The sequence below is a fragment of the Variimorphobacter sp. HTMS_6 genome, from assembly GCF_059717775.1.
In genome coordinates this window covers 4002223-4020753 of record NZ_AP046094.1, presented here as the reverse complement: position 1 = coordinate 4020753, position 18531 = coordinate 4002223, and the positions used below count along the sequence as shown (strand labels likewise).

18 protein-coding genes are annotated in these 18531 nt (G+C 36.3%); 2 read left to right on the top strand and 16 right to left on the bottom strand.

All coding sequences use genetic code 11. The annotated features are described in order from the left end of the window. Positions 1-199 precede the first annotated feature (199 nt). From AC6IWN_RS18175 to AC6IWN_RS18150, 6 genes are all read right to left on the bottom strand, one after another. Positions 200-1207 (bottom strand): hypothetical protein, encoded by a 1008-nt coding sequence (locus AC6IWN_RS18175; RefSeq protein ID WP_497989423.1) that lies wholly within the window; start codon positions 1205-1207, stop codon positions 200-202. Further along, complete coding sequence (locus tag AC6IWN_RS18170) at positions 1194-1550, bottom strand: PadR family transcriptional regulator (protein WP_497989421.1); 357 nt, start codon at positions 1548-1550, stop codon at positions 1194-1196. The genes AC6IWN_RS18175 and AC6IWN_RS18170 overlap by 14 nt, the downstream gene beginning before the upstream one ends. 384 nt (positions 1551-1934) lie before the next feature. Continuing rightward, complete coding sequence (locus tag AC6IWN_RS18165) at positions 1935-2270, bottom strand: hypothetical protein (protein WP_497989419.1); 336 nt, start codon at positions 2268-2270, stop codon at positions 1935-1937. Positions 2271-2370: 100 nt separating this feature from the next. Further along, on the bottom strand, positions 2371-3441 hold the full coding sequence (locus AC6IWN_RS18160) for an epoxyqueuosine reductase (RefSeq protein ID WP_497989417.1): 1071 nt from the start codon (positions 3439-3441) through the stop codon (positions 2371-2373). A 118-nt stretch (positions 3442-3559) separates the two neighbouring features. Continuing rightward, on the bottom strand, positions 3560-3928 hold the full coding sequence (locus tag AC6IWN_RS18155; protein WP_497989415.1) for a MarR family winged helix-turn-helix transcriptional regulator: 369 nt from the start codon (positions 3926-3928) through the stop codon (positions 3560-3562). 269 nt (positions 3929-4197) lie between these two features. Further along, positions 4198-5163, bottom strand: coding sequence for a GNAT family N-acetyltransferase (locus tag AC6IWN_RS18150; protein WP_497989413.1), 966 nt, complete (start codon positions 5161-5163; stop codon positions 4198-4200). Between the two features lie 219 nt (positions 5164-5382). Between AC6IWN_RS18150 and AC6IWN_RS18145 the strand changes: the two genes are divergently transcribed. After that, the gene (locus AC6IWN_RS18145) at positions 5383-5733 is read left to right on the top strand and encodes a hypothetical protein (RefSeq protein WP_497989411.1); all 351 of its coding nucleotides are present in this window, start codon (positions 5383-5385) and stop codon (positions 5731-5733) included. An 80-nt stretch (positions 5734-5813) separates the two neighbouring features. Here AC6IWN_RS18145 and AC6IWN_RS18140 read toward each other — a convergent pair whose 3' ends face one another. From AC6IWN_RS18140 to AC6IWN_RS18130, 3 genes are all read right to left on the bottom strand, one after another. After that, entirely contained in the window at positions 5814-6521 is a 708-nt protein-coding gene (locus AC6IWN_RS18140; protein WP_497989409.1) for a cytochrome b5 domain-containing protein, read from the bottom strand. Between the two features lie 75 nt (positions 6522-6596). Further along, positions 6597-6965: a VOC family protein gene (locus AC6IWN_RS18135; protein ID WP_497989407.1), complete on the bottom strand. Its 369-nt coding sequence runs from the start codon at positions 6963-6965 to the stop codon at positions 6597-6599. Between the two features lie 152 nt (positions 6966-7117). Continuing rightward, positions 7118-8413 carry a LysM peptidoglycan-binding domain-containing protein gene (locus AC6IWN_RS18130; protein WP_497989405.1) on the bottom strand — a complete coding sequence of 432 codons (1296 nt, stop codon included), beginning with the start codon at positions 8411-8413 and terminating at the stop codon, positions 7118-7120. A gap of 261 nt (positions 8414-8674) precedes the next feature. Between AC6IWN_RS18130 and AC6IWN_RS18125 the strand changes: the two genes are divergently transcribed. Continuing rightward, positions 8675-9967, top strand: coding sequence for a LysM peptidoglycan-binding domain-containing protein (locus AC6IWN_RS18125; RefSeq protein ID WP_497989403.1), 1293 nt, complete (start codon positions 8675-8677; stop codon positions 9965-9967). A 106-nt stretch (positions 9968-10073) separates the two neighbouring features. Here the strand turns inward: AC6IWN_RS18125 and AC6IWN_RS18120 are convergent, their stop codons facing one another. From AC6IWN_RS18120 to AC6IWN_RS18090, 7 genes are all read right to left on the bottom strand, one after another. Beyond that, positions 10074-10769 carry a response regulator gene (locus AC6IWN_RS18120; protein ID WP_497989401.1) on the bottom strand — a complete coding sequence of 232 codons (696 nt, stop codon included), beginning with the start codon at positions 10767-10769 and terminating at the stop codon, positions 10074-10076. Further along, the gene (locus tag AC6IWN_RS18115) at positions 10759-13473 is read right to left on the bottom strand and encodes an ATP-binding protein (RefSeq protein ID WP_497989400.1); all 2715 of its coding nucleotides are present in this window, start codon (positions 13471-13473) and stop codon (positions 10759-10761) included. Before AC6IWN_RS18115 ends, AC6IWN_RS18120 begins: the two co-directional genes overlap by 11 nt. A 21-nt stretch (positions 13474-13494) precedes the next feature. Further along, the gene (gene kdpC / locus AC6IWN_RS18110; protein WP_497989399.1) at positions 13495-14055 is read right to left on the bottom strand and encodes a K(+)-transporting ATPase subunit C; all 561 of its coding nucleotides are present in this window, start codon (positions 14053-14055) and stop codon (positions 13495-13497) included. 11 nt (positions 14056-14066) lie between these two features. Continuing rightward, complete coding sequence (gene kdpB, locus AC6IWN_RS18105; protein WP_497989397.1) at positions 14067-16121, bottom strand: potassium-transporting ATPase subunit KdpB; 2055 nt, start codon at positions 16119-16121, stop codon at positions 14067-14069. 9 nt (positions 16122-16130) lie between these two features. Then, positions 16131-17819, bottom strand: a complete 1689-nt coding sequence (kdpA, locus tag AC6IWN_RS18100) for a potassium-transporting ATPase subunit KdpA (protein WP_497989395.1) — start codon at positions 17817-17819, stop codon at positions 16131-16133. Next, entirely contained in the window at positions 17816-17905 is a 90-nt protein-coding gene (gene kdpF, locus AC6IWN_RS18095) for a K(+)-transporting ATPase subunit F (protein WP_497989393.1), read from the bottom strand. The genes kdpA and kdpF overlap by 4 nt, the downstream gene beginning before the upstream one ends. 300 nt (positions 17906-18205) lie before the next feature. Then, positions 18206-18490, bottom strand: coding sequence for a hypothetical protein (locus tag AC6IWN_RS18090; protein WP_497989391.1), 285 nt, complete (start codon positions 18488-18490; stop codon positions 18206-18208). Positions 18491-18531: the final 41 nt, after the last annotated feature.

Here is an 18531-nt window from a genome sequence, read left to right as displayed (position 1 = left end):
TCATCAATATGCGTAATTTAATTATCATATTAGAATTGAGAATAGAAGCTTTTAACATACTAATCATATTATGTAAAAAAATCATAATTCTAATACCACATAAAAACCGGTTTCCAACTGATTAATCAGAGAGGAACCGGCTTCTATTTCATACTATTTATTATTCAATATATAAAAGTCAATCATCTAATTATAAAACTTAGTTCTTGGAACGACTTCCACTATTTAAAAATCCCTTTATACTATCCCATATACAAATCACCAGAAGAACAGCGACAAATATCCACACTCCCCTGTTCACCCATTCTGTGGCAAGCTGTGATGAACTACCTGGGATATCTGATATTACAGAATAAAAATCCTGATTGAATATGGTTTTATCAGTAACTATAAGCGTAAGTAAAATGCAGGATACCACATTATATACCGTATTCGCTATCGCTAAAGGCACATTCCAGCTGCCCTTCAGATATTTCCAGATGAATAAGACTAGCTGCAATAAAGCAAGCAGAAGAATGAATGGAATAAATACCTGAAGTCTATCAATATTAAACATTGGTGTTACGCTTGCATTTGCGCTGTCACCCTTGATATATATAGCAATCAGTTCGGGCTTAAGGCAGAATATCACGGTAAAGAATATCGTAAAGCACATGGAACCCACAATCTCCCAGCGTGAAATCAATCTTTGATTTGGAATTGGTAATTCGGGCAGATCCTTCGGTGTCCACTCTTTCTTAGAGAACGGAAAATGTCCTGACTCCGCACCACTTCTTTCAAGTATTACAAATACTAATGTTACCCAGAATGCTCCTTGAAATGCTCCTTCTATCACTGAGGATATTAGCCCGGAGAATAATTTTGAATAATTGGTCAAATCAATGCCTTGCTCCGCCATATCAACACCGCTTGCTATAGCTCCAATTACTGCAAATACCACAACACAGATACCGATTACCAACTTCAAGGTGGAGATATATTGATCATAATAACCGGGCCCGATTAGATATTTCTTCTGTGGTTTATATTCATTTGCAAGATTCCAGGGGTTACCCAACTTATGCAAAACCTGATATACTTCCTCCTCGGAAGGATTCTCCGGAAGCATATCTTCAATATTACTTTGTAGCTCCTTCGCAACATCTTCTCTGGTACCTTCCGGTAGATGCTTTGTTACAGCATAGATATATCGATCAATCAATTTCATGTTCTTCCTCCTCCTTTAATAAATCCTCCATCAAACCGGAGATCGCTCTCCACTCTTTTTTCAGTTGCTTATATACTTCGATTCCTTCTTCGCTTAATTTGTAAAACTTACGTGGTCTGCTTACGCTGGTATCCCATTCGCTGATAAGCAGATTCTGCTTTTCTAGTCGGCGCAAAAGCGGATATAGTGTTCCTGCTTCAATCGGTGCTTTGCTCTCCTCCAACTTTTGCACCAGGGAATAGCCATATTCCTGCGTACGTAATTGGCTTAATACCAATAATACCAACGTGCCTCTTTTTAGCTCCACAATTAGGGAACTGATCAAATCATTTTTAGACTCCATGTTTATCACCTCGAAATTATTATACTGTACGACATACATCATTGTCAATATAATATTATTAAACATTTCATATTATTCAGAATTACTAACTATTTAGAATGTGATACTATTTAGAATGTGATTTGAAATATATACTTTTGAGATTAGGTGTTTTTTAAGATTTATGATTATTCAAGATTTATTGATATTGAAATTTGTTGTTATTTAAGACTTATTGTTATTGAAATTTATTGATATTGAGATTTGTTGGTATTGAGATTTATTGGTATTGAGATTTGTTGTTATTAGTCAATAATTGATATGATGGTATGCTCTTCCTTGGCTGGATACGCAACAAAAAAGCCCGGGAAAACCCAGGCATAGCATTATACTTTTATTCTGTTATTATATAATAAATTCATTTTCATCAATTAAATCAACAATGTTTGTTTTATTATGTATGATTTTAACCTTATCGCCAGCATCCACCGAGTGATAAAATCCTTCTCTACAATAGTACGTTTTTTTCTTACCGTCAATTAAAAGGGAGATAGAGAAAATCGTCTTTCGTACACGAATACCTTTCTCCCTAAAGTCTGGATCAACAAATTGATTCTTCTTAATCACTTCACCATAATGTTCCTGATTCTCCTGCGGTGATTGAAATCTGATCATAATAATAATGATGATACCCACACATACTAAAAGACTGATTACTAAGGCAATTTCTCCAATACCCATGATCTTATCCTCCGTACCTTATCACAAAAGTATAAATAAGACTTCATAAAAATCATAGCATATTTTTCCTGTCACTTCCACTGTTCTCCCATAGTCCATGTTAACTATTTTCTGGCGACAAAGACAACTCTTTAGCAATTTTGTTCGCCAATTCTCTTATCTTCTGATTATCATGACTGCATGCTTCTATAATATATTGACCATAGCTCTGCTTGTAGTTATTTTGCAGATAGTTCAATACATTCATCTTCCACTTCCACAAATCATCCGGGGTCAGGTAGAAGAATTTCGGTTGGATATGCGTTCTATAATATTCCTCATTCATATTCATGATATTTTCCGGAGTAAGATTTCGTAATACCTCTTCATCATGCGGGAACTCATCTATTTCCTTCCATTTCTTGTGATTCATTGGACATGCATCCTGGCAAGCATCACATCCATAATACCAGGATCCAAATTTCTCTCTTTCCGCTAACCCTGCCATATCTCGGCCACCAAAGGTGGTAAGAAAGGATATGCAGTTTAGGGGATTCATCGTATATGGTTCGGATAGGGAACAGGTAGGACAGGCCTTAATACAACGTGAGCACCCTGCCGGGCAGCCCTTTATGTTATTTGATTCGATCAGCTCTAGCTCCTGATCCGTAATCCATGCCTCGAGTTCCACCCAGGATCCCGATTCGGTATAAAAGAAATTATTCCTTCGAATAATTCCAAGGCCTGCCTTCATACCAGCCCAACGCAGCCCAACAAGTCCAAACTTGCGTTCAGACGCAATCTGAAATCCCATGCTACGTATATATTCCTCGAACTTCTCACTTGCCAGATATTCCTTGGAAGCTTGGTTTACGCGCGGATCGAATAGATACATCTTTGCGATATGATTTGTCAAATACTCCGGAACCTTATAATGTCCATAATGGGAAACCGCCACAATAATAGATTTTGCCCAGGGGTATTGCTCTTTTAACTTCGTCAACCGCTCCTGCCTCTGATAAAATGGCTTTGAGGAGGGAACCTTCTCCATTCGTTCAGATAATTTCAAATCAAAGCCTTCCATATCCTCAATGCGAATAATACCGCATTTTTCATAACCCAGCTCATATGCCTTCTGCTGAATCATATGTTCAATACTCATTCTTTCTGTATTCATATTATCAACTACCATAATGCTATTCCTTTCTTACCGTGTATATACACGATGACTTTGTTTAAAAAGAATGTGCATAAGCACATTCTTAGGGTAAGCAATCTACAGACATTAATATGCACATGTTTATGCATGATCAAATGTTCTCAACCATTGATAAAAGTGCGGTCAGTTGTTCCAGATTTTCTTTACCGATTTTCTGCTCCACGTGGTTTTGCGCATTCTCCCAAAGGGCACCTGCCTCTTTACACCTCTTTAGGCCTTCCTCGGTTAACTGCAATTGGCGATTCCTTGTTTGACTGTCAGATATATCAATAATTAGAGACGATGCTTCCAACGGTTTTAGGCTTCGAACCAATGTGGTACGATCCAACTTGAGAATCAAGGCAAGATCACTGACACTAAGTGGCCCTCCATGCTGATCAACATGCTTTAATATTGCAAATTGGCTAATGGTTAGTCCACTGGCTGACATCTTCTCATCATATAACTTCGTAATTGCCAAAGAAGCTCTCCGTAAATTCAGACAATTACACTCGGAGGGGACTGATTTATTATTTTTCATCCTTTATATTGTACATAATACTCAACTTCAGTGATTATGATCTCCTCTCTTTGCGATATTCGCCAAATCGCTATTAGTGTATATACACTATTTGCATCATAAACCTATTAATTATACTTGTCAATAACTGTTTCGGAAATATATTTTATAAGATGCCATCATAACATTTGTTCTATCGCTGATAGCATCTTACAAAAGGATTTTAACAACTAGTCATTATATAATCTATAATAATCCATAGTAGAGGTTTCCACAAACCCGCAGGATTTGTATAGCCCTAAAGCCGTTGCATTCTCCGCAGCAACCTGAAGCATAATATTTTTGATGCCGGATTCTTTCATTACGCTTATACCTTTCAATAAGATTGCTCTGCCATAACCCTTTCCTCGGTATTCCGGCAGTACTCCCAGTCCGTAGATACCACTAACCTGAGGATTTGTCTCAAGATGAGTCTTTCCCACGATTTTGTCACCCTTGTATGCAAGATAAATTTGCATTCCTCGCTTTTCTTCCACCTCTGGGAGAATGATATCATCCGACTCTCTATCTTCTTCGTTCTTAATTTTACATAAAATCTCTTTGATCTCCTCCTCTTTCGGTAAAGGATCATCAAAGTAGATCGCATTCTGTCTTGCGATTTCAAATGCATCAGAATTCATAGCCTTACGAAGACTTATTCCGCACAGCTGCTCTTCCTTTGCAACCGGAGTGTCTTCTCGCAGAAACATTTCATATTCGGAATGATCATATTCTGTATTAAGCTTTTGTATATATTCTTGACCGGAGATTGACTTCTTATCACTAAGTACTAAAATCTCACGGGAATTCCTTCTCCTACACTCATTCATGACCAGTTCATGTAATGTTGTAAAGATACCCTGTCTTCTATAAGCCGGATGAACCATTCCTGCTATCTCAAGCGGCATCCCTACTCCCCCAAAATTACCTATTCCGATATAACCAATTAGTTCTTGTTCTTCAAAGAACATAAATTCATTTATTTCATTTTTATCTTTCTTATCTTGATTGTCCTCAGCAGTTGCCAATTTATAATCCAACTCTAGCTTCAGAGCGATTTCATCCGCACCAACGCATACCATTTGCAACTTACTAATCAACTGATAATCTTCCTGGTTCAAATATTTCTTTTGTTTTACCCATTGTGTATTCGTCATGTCTTCTCCTCATTCTGTTAAATCCCAATTTAATATGCCCATACCTTTTTGATCATACACTTATTTTTACTGCTCATTCCATACCACCTATCCATGTCATCGTACTCTGTGTTTCCTTATTTTGCAATATATTTTTATAATACATTCTTTCTCTTTAAAGATTACAAGCCCACATGAATATATTAGTAATGTAAAATTACCGAAAGGAAATAATATAATATGTCAGATTCTAAACATGATAATAATTCTTATGAAGAAAAAGAAGTATATGCAACAGAGCAACCGGAGTTTATAAAAAAATGTGAGAAGGTTGTACATCAAAAAGCTAAAATAAGTTTGCCAGTATCCATTGAACCATATGTAATCTCAGGTGCTATTAAAACAAAATGCTGTGGTATTCCAACCGTAACAATCGATCCCTACTGTGAATGTAAGGACTGCTGCCATTACCTGATCACCCAGAAAATCTGTATTGATATTCCTCTTAAGTTTGGTGCTGTTGCTTCAACTAGCGAGTCCTTTGTAGAATGTGATGAAGCTTATATTGATGACGAATCTCCATGTGATTAAGAAGTAATTTGATAAAGGGCTCTTTACACCCGGCTTCAATGCCGGGTTGTAAAGAGCCCTTTATTTATATACAGTCTTATTTACTTATTTAGTTTTCCAACTACTGTTAACCCATCTAATACTGATATACCATGAGGAGCTTCACTTAAAACTTCTGTCAGATCTGTTCCTGCCTTTTGTCCATGATGCGTTCCATTTCTCCACTCACTGACATTTGTAACATCATACACTAAGCCTTTGTATGCAACATATGCTTTATTGCCATTTTCCCCATTATACTTAGATAGCTCGTCCATCGTAAAGGTTTGTAGATTTGAAGTATCTGCAGAATCAGAGGCTTGATTCGTATTATCCTTTGGTAATGCAGAATTTAATGAATTCGGAATAATGAGATGAATCGCGATTCCAAGAATAATCAGTACCGCAATTACACGATGAGCGATAAACCATGCTCCTTTTCTTGGCTTCTTTTTAACACTCGCATATATACCTAACAAAACCTGAAGTATCATTATAACAGCTGCAATACAACCAGTTACATTTATTCCAAACCTTAAGAATTGCGCTATAAAATGAGCCAATAGTAAAGCTACCGTCGCAAAGCCAAAATATTTGTGTTTCCTAACAAAGATCGTCATGAGAACTTTCATGATTTTCTTACCAAGGGGACTAACCGCAATCTTTTTACCAAAATGTTTATTCACATATTTTAAACAATAATTCAGTATGGTACCTACAAAGGCAATGACTAAAAGCCAACCAAATAGTCCACCTAATTCCTCAAACATAATGAATCCTCCTAACATGTAATTTTGTCATGTTCCTGTGCGTCTTTGATTATATTATTGAATATACTGTGTTCATTATACAAAGAGGCACCATCTTACACCAAATTTATCAATAAAATCTGCCATCAAAGAGCTAAAATCGCAAGGAGCCAGTGGAACCAGAATTTCACTTCCTTCTTTTAACACATCGTACGCCTGCTTAACATCCTCCTCATTCCCTTCTCCATAATGAAAGCAAAATTGCATCGTATTACCGGGGATGATTTTATCCACATCAGCTTCCGCTATTGCTAATGTTTGTCCACAGACATCGATCTCTGCGTGATAATATGTGGATTCTGTCTTCTTCACATTAAACCCTAACGTTCCATCAAATGCTTTTAAATATAGCTCAACTGCCTCCACGCTTCCCTTCACGTACATTTGCATCATTGCCCTATACATTATAATTCTCCTTTGCTAACTATTTCTACTTCATCTAAACTACTTAATTGAAAACCACCTCAAACATCTTACATAAATTGTAATTACAAACAAGTAATATGTCAATATAAATAGATATATCCTCCTTCCGCTTTGCATTGTAAATACTTTATTTATTTGACCGGTTGTTTGACTATGCTAAAATGAGAAACCATAAGTGACCATAACTGCTGATTATAGTTCATGATATTCCAAATTGCAGTACCAGCTAATTGATGTTTGTCGATAACATTATTAACAGCATTGACACTTCTTGCATCGATAAACCATACAATATGATTTTCTGGGGAACTATCAAAAGATGCTTGATAATTAAAATATGGTGTTAGAGAAGCTTCATCGAATTGAATAATAGCATTTTCTACCGATGCAAGGACTAAAGTGGAATCCAAAGACAATGATATTGCATAAGTATTCGGAGCATATGGCAAAGACCAATCATACCCAATAAGAGGAATCCAAATCGATATTAGACTGGAAGGAATTAATGTGGTTACATAATCAACGAAAGATTCAATTGCAGGAACTGAGATTACAGGCGCAGGAGGTTTATAATTTTTTCCCCATACTTCCTGCATAAAGATTAGATTATCTACAATTTTTAAAATAGAATTAAAATCAAGTTTTTCATAAGTAGTTAGGCCTGTATCAGTAACTTGAATATTAGGATTAATCGTAAGAATAAAAAGATATCCTGCTGCCCTTACCGCTTCCGATAGCTTGCTCAATGCATTAATATACAGATTTTGATTATCTACGTTTATGTTAGTCATAAGTGCATTTACTCCTAAGAATCCTTTTGTCCGAACAATTTCTAGTAAATTCTTAGTCAAATTTTCTTGCTTTACACTATCTAATAATAAATTATACACATATTCCAAATCTAGTTCTCCGGTCGGTGATAATGCAGATATCATTAATAGCGGGATTGTATCGTACTCCTTTGACATCATAATTATGTCTGTATCTTCACCATAAGTAGTAATATTACCGTCTTTTGATAATCGATAATTGAAAACCGAAAGATAAGTTAAATATGGCATGGTTTTAACCAGAGTATTTCTATTAATATGTGAGAAGGTAAAACCATTTGTAATTATACTTTCTTCTGTGTTATAACTAATTGCTAAAGTTTCACCCGGATATATATACGTTCTATTATATAGAAATGGATTCAGACTGATTAACTGTATTATGGTAACTCCATTCGATTCAGCAATTGAGGACAATGAATCTCCTTCTTTAACAATATAAATCTTTTGAGGTTTGAGAATAACTAAAGCTTGACCCTGAACTAAAGTACGATAATTAATCAACCCGTTATCACTAATTAATCTTTCAACTGTCATGTTAAATTTGTCCGCAATCCCCTCAATGGTATCATCAGGTTGAACGATATATATCTCCATAAGAATCCTTAAAGAATTAGCATTAGTATAATATATGTAATGAATTTTTAAATACTACTTATTAAACTAATCTAATATATTTGAATTAATTTCCATTAAATTTCACGGGACTAAATAATACTAGATTATTTGATCTATAACGCAATTTATAATAATAGACTTGTCGGACTAAATTATAATTAAAAGTCATAAAAATGAAGATATTTTAATATAGAGTTTCATAATATATATAGATAGGTTAATAGGATCAAAGGACATTATATGGAGATATATGTAGTGCAAGAAGGAGATACTATAAATATAATAGCAGCGAAGTATGGAATATCAGCAGAAAAATTAATTATTGATAACGGCTTACAATATCCTTATAACCTTATAATCGGACAGTCAATTATAATTGCATATCCAAAACAAACCCACATCGTTCAAGAAGGTGATAGTTTACAAAGTATATCGGATTTATATGGTGTACCTATATTGAAGATTCTGGGCAATAATCCGGTATTATCAGATAGAAATTATCTATATCCGGGGGAAACTTTAGTTATCAGCTACGATACGAAGGCTAATGTAGTAGTCAACGGTTTTGCATTTCCTTATATAAAGAAGGAAACATTAATTAAAACCCTACCCAATCTAACTTATCTTTCCATCTTTAATTATACGACAACAGAAAAAGGTGAAATAATTACCTATCAAAATGATACCGATATAATTGCAACAGCAAAGCAGTATCATGTTGTCCCTCTCTTATTAGCTACTACTCTTTCACGGCAAGGAGAACCCGATATTCAATTATCTTACTCAATTTTACTGAATAAAGAAAACCAAATCCGAAATATCGAAAATTTTATAAGAATTATGAAAAGCAAAGGTTATCAAGGTATTAATATAGTTTTCAATTTTGTGAGTGTAGATAATCAATTCCTATATCTTGAATTCGCTAATAGAATAGCAGAACGGTTAAAAACGGAAAGCTATCTATTTTTTATTACGTTCAATTATCAGTCGCAAATTGTGAACAATAATTTGAATATTGCAAAAATAGATTATTCAAAATTCGCTCTTGTAGCAAATGGTCTAACATTTATCAGGTTTGTTTGGGGAAGTAATTCTAATCCACCCGGACCAATCAGTAATATAAAAAACATACAGACTCTTACCGATTATCTGATTACCTTAATAGATCCAAACTTACTAACCATCGGTAAGCCGGTTATAGGTTATGATTGGCCTCTGCCTTATATTCAAGGTAAAACCGTTGCTAATTCTTTACCTGTAACTTCAGCAATTGATTTAGCTTATAATACCGGTGCAATCATTCAATTTGATGAGACATCACAAACACCATTTTTTTATTATAACCAGTTTTTTATCAGTACCCCTGCTAATCATGTTGTATGGTTTATTGACGCTAGAAGTATCAATGCGTTAAACGATCTGATTATTCAATATAAACTGAACGGTAGCGGTATATGGAACATTATGATATATTACCCTCAACTCTGGACTTTAATTGTTTCACAGTTTGATATAATAAAGTTAATCGAATAGTTTTGAGAGATATTATGCAATGTAGAATATGCAGCAAGCATACAATTGCATCATTGCACTATACATAATATCTCTACTTTGCATTTTCATCTTATATAAAAAATTATTAAATCTCATCTACTATCCAATAGCCGACTCCAACTTCCGTGTGAATATACTTAGGCTCTGCTGGGTTAATTTCAATTTTACGTCGGATATTTGCCATATTAACCCGAAGAGCATTATGTTCTTTTGTATATGGCCCCCATATTTCTTTACTGATAAAATCTAGAGTTAATACTTTTCCTGCATTTTGCATGAGAATAACCAGTATTTTATATTCAATCGGTGTAAAATGAATTACTTCCTCTTTCATAAACACTTTTCGTTTCACAATATCTAACTCAAGATCACCAATACAAATTTTATCTGTTTCCAGCGGATTATACCCTTTTTGTTTATGTCTGATCGCTGTTCTTATTCGGGCTAAAAGTTCTAAGGTACCAAATGGTTTTGTAATATAATCATCTGCACCCAAATCGAGTGCTTTTACTTTCTCTGTTTCCTTTCCACGTGCTGTTACAACAATAATGGGAACCTGCGACCATTCACGAATTTTTGTTAACACCACCAGGCCATCCATATCAGGCAAACCTAAATCCAGTAGTATCAAATCTGGTGATCGATTGGCTGTAACAGATATCGCTTCCATACCACTGGTACACTTTATTACCTGATAATCATTAGATTCCAATATAGAAGACATAAAATTACTAATACCCTTCTCGTCCTCCACGATTAATATAAGTTGTTTAATATCCAACGCTTTCACTTCCTTCCATCGGCAAGGTGAATCGAAACTTTGCTCCGCCTTCCTTTTTGTTTTCCGCTTCAATTACTCCACCATGAGCTTGTATGATTGATCGGCAAATTGATAGTCCGATTCCCATCCCTCGGGAGGAATCAGGGCTTTTTGTTTTTCCGGATGAATATCCATCAAATAATTTAGGTAACTCATCCACCGGAATACCCCTTCCGTTATCACTTATCTCAAATATAGCATTATCTGCGTTCTTTGTAACTGTAAATTCAATTAGAGACTCCCTCGTAGAATGTTTGATTGCATTTTCTAACAAATTAATAATCACCTGCTCAATTAAGGTTGCATCCATAGGTACTAACAGCAGCTCTTCCGGTACTTTCACAGATATGTTATGACCCGGATATTTATTTTTCACTCTGGATAATGACTCAGACACCACTTCTTCCACTGCCTGTGGAGTCTTTGACAGATTTGTAGTAGTTTCATTAATACGAGTTACCGATAAAAGATTTTCTACCATACGGATTAACCATTGAGAATCATCTTTAATATCCAGTAATAATTTATCATGGGTACTTTCCTTCATTGTATGTTTATTCTCAAGTATTGCGGAGGTAGCACCTGAAATAGCTGTGAGTGGTGTACGCAAGTCATGAGAAATCGCCCTGAGCAGATTGCTTCGCATGATTTCTTTTTCAGTCTCAATCATAATATTTCTTTGCTCATCGGATAATCGTTGGCGCTCTAATGCCATTGCTACAAGAGAAGCTATCATCCTCAAGAACGACCGATTTTCGTGATTCAATGGATTGGCATGATTACAGGATATACCGAGTACAGCGAGAACCGTTCCTTGTGACATAATTGGCATATAAAAACCATTTGCTCCCATGAGTGTATCCGTTCCTGAACCAGCACGTTTCTTATTTACAAAAACCCAATGAGCTACGGCTTCTTCGTCCTTTGTTACTAAAAGAGGAGCATTTGGATTTACATCATTGAGTGGTTGTTGATAAAATCCTTTGCTCCCATCTACCGGATCCTCTGGATAAAATATAACACCCCTATTAAATATTGAGGTAATATAATCATTTGTTAATTCAATAATATTATCCAAGCCTCTGGTTACAAGAAGTTTCTTATTTATCTCATATAAGATCTCAGTTTTTCTTTCTCGATTAATCGCAACCTTTGCCTGAGTCTTAATTCGAAATACCATTGTACTAGTGAGCAATGCTGCCAATAACATAATAAGGAAGGTAATCGGATAGCCTGGTTGTATTGCGGTAAACGTATAATATGGTTTTACAAAAAAGAAATTAAAAATCATTACACTGAGCATAGAAGAAACAATTCCGTAAGCATACCCCGTTGTGAATCTTGATATCATCAAGACTGACAGAATATACGCCATAATTATATTTTGATCACCTATATTCAATTTTTGCAAAAGTAAACATATTAACGTTGCCAAAAACAATAATACTATACTTTTGATTGTATCTTTCCATGAAAAATAAAAATTTTCCCTCCATTTAAATTGCTTTGGCTTCTTGTAAACGTTAGTTGAGTCATTGTCAGGAATGATAAATATTTCCGTATTTCTTAAACTTTGGATTAACATATCTTCTAAATCTGTCTGAAACAGACTTTTTATACTCTTTTTTCTTCTGCTTTTGCCAACAACAATATTTGTGATACCCGATATCTTTGCATACTCAATAATAGTAGAGGCGATGTCAACACCATTCAATGTAATAATTTGTGCCCCTAGTCTAGCTGCCAGATCCATATGACTTCTAATATTCTTCTGTTGATCCTCTGACAGCGCCATATTGTCCATCGTCTCTACATACAAGACAGACCAGGGAGCATGAAAGGTTTCCGCCGTTCTGGCAGTCCACCTGATACATTTGGCTGATGAAGGGGATGGACTGATACACACCAGAAATCGTTGATTAATTGTCTTTTCCGTATGGATATAATCATTTTGATTTTCATTGCTAATTCGTTCCGCAACTTTTCTCAGTGCAACTTCACGTAAGAGACGCAGATTTTCCTTTGTGAAAAAATTCTGAGTCGCTGTTTCCACTCTCTCCGGTCGATAGATTTTACCATCGTTGAATCGATATAATAACTCTTCGGGAGCAATATCAATCAATTTAACTAGTTCTGCTTGATCAAAAACATAATCAGGAATCGTTTCTTTCACTGAAACTTTGGTGATATTTTCCACAATATCATTCAAGCTTTCTATATGCTGAACATTAACTGTAGTGTACACATCGATTCCGACATTCAATAATTCTTCGATATCCTGATATCTCTTTCTATTACGTACCCCAATAGCATTCGTATGTGCAAGTTCATCAACTAAGACAATATCCGGTTTCCTTTTTAATACTGATTCCAAATCAAACTCCCTTAGTTGTATTCCTTTATACTCAATTAAGAGTGGAGGAATTGAGGGTAAGCCATTTAGTAGCTGAAGTGTCTCAGGCCGGGTATGTGGTTCCACATACCCGACAACAACATCAAGCCCATTTTTTAATTGCTCCTGTGCTTCATCAAGCATTGCATAGGTCTTACCTACGCCTGCAGCAAAGCCAAGAAATATCTTTAATTTCCCACGGCCTCTATTATCTGCCGATATGCTTTTTAATAAAAGATCAGGGTTTGGTCGGTTATCACTATTTTCCTCCATAAATTATCCCTTCAATCATTCTTATAATTTTTCATCCAAGGCAAGATTGACTTTAAGAACATTAACTGTCCTTTCCCCGAATATACCTAGGAATCTATCTGCGGTATACCTCGAAATGATATCTTCAACCTTTTTCTCTTCCATGTTACGTGCTTTTGCAATTCTTTTAACTTGGTACCTCGCTGCCTGCACCGATATGTTTGGATCAACCCCGCTTCCCGAGGCATAAATAAGATCCATCGGTATATCCTCTGCATTATCAGGGTCAAAAGCATGCCACCACTTAATTCTTTCTTCCACATCATGACGTAACTTCTCACTATTAGGCGATAGATTGGAGGTACCTAATGGTCTGCCGATCAGATACTCCTTTTTCGTAAACTCTTGTGCAATCAGCTCTGATCCAATTTTCATTTCGGTTCCGTCACCTAATGAAATTGTTATAATGCTTGCATTCGCTTTGTTATGAAAAAACACTTGTGATATCCCTGTAATAACACCAGTATATAACACACCACATAGTATCGTAAATATTAAAAGGGAAATAATTACGGGTCGAAATTCATTTATGATTTTCTTCATATCATCATACCTCACACCAGACCACATAGGGTCAAAATAATATCGATCAATTTAATTGCTATAAATGGGGCTATAATCCCTCCCAGTCCATAAATAAGAAGATTTCTGGAAAGTAATTTACTTGCAGGAAGTTCTCTGTATTTTACACCCTTTAATGCAAGGGGTATTAATGCGACTATAATAAGTGCATTATATATAATTGCGGATAGAATTGCACTTCTACTGCTGGTAAGGTTCATAAAATTCAACGCAGATAATTCCGGGAAAATACCAAAAAACAAGACAGGAATGATAGCGAAATATTTTGCTACATCATTTGCCACACTGAATGTAGTTAATGCTCCCCTGGTCATCAAAAGCTGTTTTCCGATTCTTACGATATCGATCAACTTAGTTGGACTGGAATCCAAATCTACCATATTTCCGGCTTCTTTCGCCGCTTGTGTACCCGAATTCATGGCAACCGCAACATCAGCCTGAGCGAGTGCCGGTGCATCATTCGTCCCGTCTCCTGTCATCGCGACCATATGTCCGGTGGATTGATATTCTCGAATCAGGGCTAATTTCGCTTCCGGTGTTGCTTCAGCCAGAAAGTCATCAACCCCGGCTTCTGCCGCAATCGCTGCCGCTGTCATTGGATTATCACCGGTTATCATAATGGTTTTAATACCCATTTTTCTCAAATCATCAAACCGCTCTTTGACTCCGTTCTTTACAATATCCTTAAGATATATAACGCCTAATACTTTATTGTTAGCAGAAACTACCAGAGGTGTACCGCCTTTTCCGGCGACCCCCTTTACTATCTCATTGCATTCTTCAGGATAACTTCCTCCCCTGTCCTGCACATAATTTTTAATTGCATCGGCTGCCCCTTTGCGAATCTCATTGCCTTGAAAATCCACGCCGCTGATTCTGGTTTTGGCAGAGAATTCGATAAAGGTTGCATTCAATTTAGTTAACTCTCTCCCACGGATACCGAACTTCTCTTTTGCCAATACAACAATGCTCCGGCCTTCCGCTGTCTCATCTGCGATTGAGGAAAGTTGAGCCGCATCAGCGAGCTCCTTTTCTCCTACTCCTTTGACAGGGATAAATTCACTAGCCTGTCGATTGCCCAGTGTAATTGTTCCGGTTTTATCTAACAAGAGTACATCTACATCTCCTGCTGCCTCTATGGCACGGCCACTCATTGCAAGCACATTTGCTTGATTTAATCTACTCATACCAGCAATACCTATAGAAGATAATAGCGCTCCGATTGTAGTAGGTGCCAGACATATCAGTAATGCTATAATATTCGTTATCGATATTGCCTTACCATTACCCGCCTGCTTGCTTGCGAAATCTGAAAATGGGAGTAAGGTCGCAGTTACTACCAAAAATATAATCGTTAGCGTAACTAATAAAATCTGAAGAGCAATTTCATTAGGGGTCTTCTTTCTGGATGCGCCTTCTACCATGGCGATCATCTTATCGAGAAAACTTTCTCCTGCCTCAGCTGTAACTTTAACTACCAACCAGTCAGATATTACCGTCGTTCCTCCTGTTACAGCACTTCGATCTCCGCCTGATTCCCTGATTACCGGTGCGGATTCTCCTGTTATCGCGCTTTCATCCACGGAAGCAACTCCATCGATTACTTCCCCATCCATGGGAATCTGATCTCCCGCAACTACATAAAAGATATCGCCACGTTTTAACGTATTGGACAATACTTCTATATAATCATCATGATTATTCTGTACCTTTAACTTTTTAGCTTTAACATCTTTTCGTGCACTGCGCAATGAATTTGCCTGTGCCCGACCACGTCCTTCTGCGATCGCCTCGGCAAAATTAGCAAACAGAACGGTAAACCACAAGATTAGTGCGATTGCAAGTGTATATCCGGCATTTTCATCACTGATACCGAAGAAGCTTAGTATATATAAAATCGTTGTCATAATTGATCCAATATACACCACTAACATAACCGGATTTTTCATTTGAATCCGGGGTGAAAGCTTTACAAAGGATTGCTTTATTGCATCCATCCATATTTCATTCTTATTTTTCTTATTCATATGACCACCCTATTTCAATGTTGTAAAATGATCTGCGATTGGGCCAAGAGCCAGCGCAGGTAAAAAACTTAATGCACCTATGATAAAGATGATTGCTATTAACAATCCTACAAACATCGTATTGCTTGTTGATAAAGTTCCCTCTGATGCAGATACCTTCTTCTTATTCGCTAGGTTTCCTGCAAGTGCAATGGTTGCAAACATTGGTAAGAATCGGACTATCATCATAATTACTCCTCCTACAACGTTCGTAAATACGGTATTTGCATTGTATCCACCAAATGCACTTCCGTTATTATTTGCCATCGATGAGAAAGCATAGAGAACTTCTGAAAATCCATGCGCCCCTGAGTTGGTCAGCCAAGATGTAACCTGCGGGAGCATTACGGCAACTGAGGTACCTAATAGGGTCAGAAGAGGAGGCGCCAATATAATCAAACATACCATCTTCATATCAAACGGTTCAATCTTCTTTCCAAGATACTCCGGAGTACGCCCAACCATTAATCCGGCTATAAATACTGTTAGTATGATAAATGCAATCATCCCATATAATCCGCTACCCACTCCTCCAAACACTATTTCGCCTAGTTGCATCAAAAACATCAGTATCATGCCTCCAATTGGAGTAAAACTATCATGCATGGAATTCACCGATCCATTTGATGCTGCGGTAGTAGCGGTTCCCCATAGTGCGGAGCTTCCAATACCGTTGATAACTTCTTTTCCTTCCATATTACCGGTTCCTGTTACTCCCTGGTAAGAAGCGGCACCGTATTTCTCACTAACTGTAACAATAGCAAGCGCGGCAACAAATAGGATGAGCATGGTTACCAAGACCGTTCTTCCCTGCTTAGAATCCTTTACCGCCTTACCAAAGGAAATACAAAGAGCGGCGGGAATGATCAGGATGGAGAGCATCTGCAATAAATTCGATAATGCGGTTGGATTCTCCAGCGGATATGCTGAATTCATTCCGAAGAATCCACCGCCATTGGTTCCTAACTGCTTTATCGCAATCTGACTTGCTGCTGGGCCTAATGGAACAACTTGGGATGCACCCTTCTCCAAAGTAGTTATATTGACATAACCGGATAATGACTGAACCACTCCCTGTGATACTAATATAATTGCTAAAATAAGTGAAAGAGGAATTAAAATATATAAAATTACTCTTGTCAGGTCATGCCAAAAGCATCCGATTGTCTTTTTATTTTTAGAGGTAAAACCTCGAATTAACGCAAAGAGCACCGCAATCCCAACTCCTGCTGATACAAAGTTCTGGACCGTTAATCCGATTGATTGTGTAAAATAAGATAAAGTTGTTTCTCCTGAATACGCCTGCCAATTTGTATTCGTTATAAAGCTTACAGCCGTATTAAATGCCAAATCCCATTTTACAGACTTCATGTTCTCCGGATTAAACGGTAGCAGTCCCTGTAATAAAAGCAATAAAAATAATGCTACCAAGCCAATTCCCGAAAATACAAATACACTCCAGATGTATTTTTTAGTACTCATTTCATTATCTTCCGATACCCCTAACATGCGATATATCCTTTTTTCAACAGGGGCTATTATCCGGGTAATAAAGACCTTTTGTCCTGTCATAACCTTATACATGTAGATACCAAGTGGAATTGCTAATCCAATTAGTAAAATGAGAAATATAATATTTTGTAACAAAATCATACTCATAAATTTTCACCTCTAAATAAAACATAGAATAAATAACCTAATAACATAACCCCTATCAAAGCGGATATTATTAATACAACATTCATCCTTACTCACTTCCTATTCCAATAATATAGACCTGTACAAGGTTTCATTAATTTAGCAAATCTCTAACCAAACATGTCTACTCATATTCGTACTTTGCTTAAGCATCTTTATTATAGCGAAGATCCTATTAGGGTGGTATTAAGGATGAAATTCATTCTATTAAGAAGTTCTTAAGAAAGCTATGTATTATAATGGTATTGTTACGTTTATAAATAAGACAAGGGCAAATCTATGCAATATCATAGATTTACCCTTGTCTTATTTATTGTAATATTGATTGTTCTTGCTGGTGTTGATTTCTAATTAATATTTTTGCCATCTTCCATATGATCAACTTTATTTCTTAAATAAGCTATCTTCCATTCTAGATCTTCCATAATGCATTTTAAAACTATACTTAACGATGTCGAGAAAAACAACCCTAATAAAAGATGATATTTACAACTTCGAAGAAAGATATACAAATTATCTTCTGTTGGTGTCTCAAATCCTTGGTTTAGTCTATATAACACAGTTGCAAGTAAAATTCCAAGTATTATACTTATAATAACAAAGAAATAATAGCATCGTGTAGTCTTTTTCATATCATCCTCCACCAGTTAGTAATCTTAATCTTTAATTAAAA

Coding starts and splice junctions, on each gene's coding strand:
- AC6IWN_RS18115 (WP_497989400.1), bottom strand. CDS start 13,473: ATGGAGGAAAATAGTGATAACCGACCAAACCCTGATCTTTTATTAAAA.
- AC6IWN_RS18165 (WP_497989419.1), bottom strand. CDS start 2,270: ATGGGTATTGGAGAAATTGCCTTAGTAATCAGTCTTTTAGTATGTGTG.
- AC6IWN_RS18090 (WP_497989391.1), bottom strand. CDS start 18,490: ATGAAAAAGACTACACGATGCTATTATTTCTTTGTTATTATAAGTATA.
- AC6IWN_RS18145 (WP_497989411.1), top strand. CDS start 5,383: ATGTCAGATTCTAAACATGATAATAATTCTTATGAAGAAAAAGAAGTA.
- kdpA (WP_497989395.1), bottom strand. CDS start 17,819: ATGAGTATGATTTTGTTACAAAATATTATATTTCTCATTTTACTAATT.
- kdpB (WP_497989397.1), bottom strand. CDS start 16,121: ATGAATAAGAAAAATAAGAATGAAATATGGATGGATGCAATAAAGCAA.
- AC6IWN_RS18150 (WP_497989413.1), bottom strand. CDS start 5,163: ATGACGAATACACAATGGGTAAAACAAAAGAAATATTTGAACCAGGAA.
- AC6IWN_RS18125 (WP_497989403.1), top strand. CDS start 8,675: ATGGAGATATATGTAGTGCAAGAAGGAGATACTATAAATATAATAGCA.
- kdpF (WP_497989393.1), bottom strand. CDS start 17,905: ATGAATGTTGTATTAATAATATCCGCTTTGATAGGGGTTATGTTATTA.
- AC6IWN_RS18175 (WP_497989423.1), bottom strand. CDS start 1,207: ATGAAATTGATTGATCGATATATCTATGCTGTAACAAAGCATCTACCG.
- kdpC (WP_497989399.1), bottom strand. CDS start 14,055: ATGAAGAAAATCATAAATGAATTTCGACCCGTAATTATTTCCCTTTTA.
- AC6IWN_RS18170 (WP_497989421.1), bottom strand. CDS start 1,550: ATGGAGTCTAAAAATGATTTGATCAGTTCCCTAATTGTGGAGCTAAAA.
- AC6IWN_RS18160 (WP_497989417.1), bottom strand. CDS start 3,441: ATGGTAGTTGATAATATGAATACAGAAAGAATGAGTATTGAACATATG.
- AC6IWN_RS18140 (WP_497989409.1), bottom strand. CDS start 6,521: ATGTTTGAGGAATTAGGTGGACTATTTGGTTGGCTTTTAGTCATTGCC.
- AC6IWN_RS18130 (WP_497989405.1), bottom strand. CDS start 8,413: ATGGAGATATATATCGTTCAACCTGATGATACCATTGAGGGGATTGCG.
- AC6IWN_RS18135 (WP_497989407.1), bottom strand. CDS start 6,965: ATGTATAGGGCAATGATGCAAATGTACGTGAAGGGAAGCGTGGAGGCA.